Below are 4,036 nucleotides of genomic sequence, written 5' to 3'. Positions count from 1 at the left end.
CGGTACGCGGCGGAAGGTGATGGTCTCGTACGGTCCGGCGTCGCCGGTCTCGTAGAGCACGCCGACGGTCTTGGCGTCGAGCTGCACCAGGTCCGAGTAGGCGGCGGGCACTCCCGACAGGGCGAGCGCCGAGCGCCACGTGACGCCCTGGTCGTCACTGACCCGCAGCGTCATGACGGCACGGGCGGCCGGATCGGCCGGGCCGGCGTAGACCAGCGGAGCGCCGCGCCCGTTGAGCTGCAGGACGCTGCCCTCGACGACCGGGCCGACCAGGGTGCCCTGCGGACGGAACGGCGCTCGCAGCGTACGCCCGCCGTCAAGACTGTAGGCGTCCGCCCGGTTGCCCGGCGCGGTGCCGTTGTGGTCGCGGGTGTTGAAGTAGACGCGGCCGTCCGGCAGTTCCGCGGCCGTCGTCTCGTTGACGTTGACGTAACCGTCGGGGTTGTCGTCGACATAGCCGATGTGCCAGGTCTGGCCGTCGTCGTCACTGTAGAGCGAGTGGCCGCCGTAGTACTTCGCCTCGGAACCGAGGTCGGGAGACCCCGCCGGCGGCGCGATCGAGTGGTTGGCCGGGACCACGAGCCGGCCCCTGTGCTCACCCTTGGTCAGCCGGATCGCGTGGCCGGGCGCCGTCGCGTACCAGCGCCAGTTGCCGAGCTTGGTGTCGGCCGTGATCTCACGGGACGCCGACCAGGTGCCACCGTCGTCATCGCTGTACTGGACGAAGACCCGCCTGCTCTGCTCGGGGGGCACGTCGCCGCGCAGGATCGCCGCCTCGGTGGCGGTCCCCGCGTTGTAGGTGGTCAGCAGCACGACCCGGCCGCTCGCCGTCACCACGGGCGCCGGGTTGCCGGACGTGTTGGGGCCGCTGTTCTCGACGACCTTCAGCGCCCCCCAGGTGCAGCCGCCGTCGGACGACCGCTTCACCACGGTGTCGATGTCGCCGGCGTCGCCGAGCCCGGCGGACCGGCCTTCGGCGAAGGCCAGCAGGCCTCCCGACCTCGTGGCGACGACGGCCGGAATGCGGAAGGCGCTGTAGCCCTCGGTCCCCGACGTGTACGGCACGGACGCCTCGCATCGCCGGTGCCCGGGCTCGGCGCCCCAGGCGGGCGACGTGGCGGTGACGACAGCGGCCGTGAGCACGGCCGCGACGCCCGCGGTGAGGGCTGAGCGGCGGTTGAGAGCTGGCATGCTCCTCGTCCTCTCCTAGGACATGGGATGTCCTATGTCTCGAGGACGTTAACGACGCGGGTCGGCGTCGTCAAGGAATCGGTCTTACTCCCCGCGATTGCCCTCTAGTGGACATCCCACGTCCCACATAGGATGTCCGGCGCATCCACTTCTCCGCAGGAGGGCACGACATGACGTACGCGCCTGAGAAGCCGCGGGGCCGCCGCCGGGTCATCCGGCGATGGACCGCCCTGATCCTGGCCACGCTGCTCACGGCCTCGTTGGCCGGCCCGGCCCTCGCCGGGCGGGTCCCGGCGACCGCCGCACCCTTCGTCGACGAACAGGTCCTGTTCGGGCAGAACGACTTCGGTTACGCCTGCTTCCGGATTCCCGCGGCGGTCCGCGCGGCGGGCGGCATGGTGCTGGCCTTCGCCGAGGGACGCGTCAAGGACTGCGGCGACGACGAGGACATCGACCTGGTGCTGCGGCGCTCCACCGACGGCGGGCGCACGTGGGGACCGCTGCAGGTGGTCTCGGAGGGCAACGGCTCGACGCACGGCAATCCGGTGCCCATCGTCGACCGGCGCACCGGCCGCGTCGTGCTGGTCAGCACGCACAACGGGCCCGCTCCCTGTCCCAACGGCTGCGACCGCGATCCGTACGTCCAGATCAGTGACGACGACGGCGCCACCTGGTCCGCGCCACGCGAGATGACCGAGGGCAAGCCGCCCGAGTGGAACTTCTGGTACGCGACAGGTCCGATGCACGGCATTCAGCTCACCCGCGGCCCGCACGCCGGCCGGCTGATCGTCGGCGCGAACCACGAGAGCTACGACGGCGTCGGCCCGCACGTCTACGGCACGCATCTGCTCTACAGCGACGACGGCGGCCGGACCTGGCACATCGGCGCGACGAGCGCGTTCGACGACGGCACGATCATCGCCCAGGAGGTCACCGTCACCGAGTTGACCGACGGCCGGGTCTACGCGCTCGCCCGGGAGCGCGGCACCGATCCGGGGCATCGGGCCTACGCGATCAGCAGCGACGGCGGCGAGACGTTCGACCGGCCGTTCAAGACCCTCGACCTGGCGATGCCGGACGTGCAGGCCTCGACGCTGCGACTGCGCGCGACCGACGAGGGGGACGCGACCGACCGCATCCTGGTGTCGGCGCCGGCGCACCCGGTGTCCCGCGAGGCCATGACGGTGCGGTCCTCCTACGACGAGGGCCGCACCTGGCAGACCTGGGACAAGGGCAAGGTCTTCTGGTGGGGCCCGGCGGCGTACTCCGACATGGTCGAACTCGACGGCGACGAAGCCGCGCTCTACTACGAGGCGGGAGTCTCCACGCCGTACGAGTCGATCCGGTGGGCGCGCTTCAACGAGGCCTACCTCGCCACGCCCAACGGCACGCCGCCGGGCATTCCCGCACCGCCGGCACCGGGCCCGAAGACCCCCGACGGCTCTCCCGCCCGCAACCCCGCGTACGTGCGCGGCGGAGCGCAGACGGCGCCGGGCCGCTTCGGCAAGGGGCTGACGCTGGACGGCGTGGACGACCGGGTCGAGGTGCCGTTCGACAAGTCGATCGACGTCGGCGGCGGAGACTTCTCACTGATGACATGGTTCCGCTACTCCGACACGACCGGATCGCACGCGCTGCTCTGGGCGTACCGGATGGGCGGCGGCACCACCCCGCAGTTGTGGCTGCGCGCGGAGCCGGCTTCGAACCGGATACGCGCGATGATCACGGTGGACCGGTTCAACGTCAGCGTGCAGTCGGCGGGCGCCTACAACGACGGGCAATGGCACCACGTGGTGCTGCAGCGCGCGAGCGGGCGGTTCGTGCTGCGCGTCGACGGCGTGGAGGTCGCCGCGGCCGCCGTGCCCCCGGGTTCGGTCACCGAGGGCAAGGAGTTCGGCGTGGACGGAATCCATGTCGGACAGCGCCTGGACGGCGTCGACCGGTTTCGTGGCACGCTCGACGAGATGCGGGTCTACAAGCGCGCACTGAGCACCGCGGAGATCGAACTGATCCGGTCACGCAATCTGCCGATCGGGGGCCGGCTCGGGCTCCGGCTCTCCCAGGAACACGTCGGCTGACCGGCTCACCGAGGAGGGGCATCAGCATGCGCATGACCGACCCGAACCCGAACCCTGGACCGGACCCGAACCTGCCCAAGATCATGTTCGGGGGCGACTACAACCCCGAGCAATGGCCCCGCTCGGTGTGGGCCGAGGACATGCGGCTGATGGTCGAGGCCGGCGTCTCGCTCGTCTCGGTCGGCATCTTCTCGTGGGCGAGCGTCGAGCCTCGGCCGGGCGCGTACGACTTCGGCTGGTTCGACCAGGTGATGGAGAACCTGGCCGGGGCCGGCATCGGCGCGAGCGTCGCGACGATGACCGCGTCTCCCCCGCCGTGGCTTTCGCACCTTCACCCGGAGATCCTCCCGGTACGGTCCGACGGTACGACGCTGTGGCCGGGCGGGCGCCAGCACTACTGCCCCTCCAGCCCGGTCTACCGCGAACACGCCGGCCGGCTGGTCGAGCAGGTGGCCCGTCGTTATGCCGGGCATCCGGCTCTGCGGATCTGGCACGTCGGCAACGAGTACGGGTGCCACACCCGCCAGTGCTTCTGCGACGTGTCGGCGGCGGACTTCCGGCGCTGGCTCCGGGACCGCTACGGCGAGATCGAGGCGCTCAACCGGGCCTGGTCCACGACCTTCTGGTCCCAGCGCTACGACGACTGGGCGGAGGTCCTCCCACCGCGCACCGCGCCGACGTTCGCCAACCCGGCACAGCGTCTCGACTTCGCCCGCTTCAGCGACGACGCGATCCTCGCGTGCTATCTCGCCGAGCGCGACATCGTC

3 protein-coding genes are annotated in these 4,036 nt (G+C 71.1%); 2 read left to right on the top strand and 1 reads right to left on the bottom strand.

Going from position 1 to position 4,036, the window contains the following annotated elements; all coding sequences use genetic code 11:
- A partial coding sequence (locus HKK72_RS36955; protein WP_187239040.1) for a sialidase family protein occupies positions 1–1,191 on the bottom strand: 1,191 nt, incomplete at its 3' end.
- Positions 1,192–1,361: 170 nt separating this feature from the next.
- Here HKK72_RS36955 and HKK72_RS36950 point away from each other — a divergent pair.
- Together HKK72_RS36950 and HKK72_RS36945 are read left to right on the top strand one after the other, a co-directional pair.
- Positions 1,362–3,269 carry a sialidase family protein gene (locus HKK72_RS36950; RefSeq protein ID WP_187239039.1) on the top strand — a complete coding sequence of 636 codons (1,908 nt, stop codon included), beginning with the start codon at positions 1,362–1,364 and terminating at the stop codon, positions 3,267–3,269.
- A 26-nt stretch (positions 3,270–3,295) separates the two neighbouring features.
- The coding region (locus HKK72_RS36945; RefSeq protein ID WP_261987556.1) for a beta-galactosidase at positions 3,296–4,036 on the top strand (741 nt) is incomplete at its 3' end.

It is taken from the genome of Actinomadura sp. HBU206391, assembly GCF_014323665.1.
In the GTDB taxonomy this organism is placed as follows: domain Bacteria; phylum Actinomycetota; class Actinomycetes; order Streptosporangiales; family Streptosporangiaceae; genus Actinomadura_C.
Note: the sequence above shows the minus strand (reverse complement) of the source record. Positions and strands in the feature narration are given on the sequence as shown.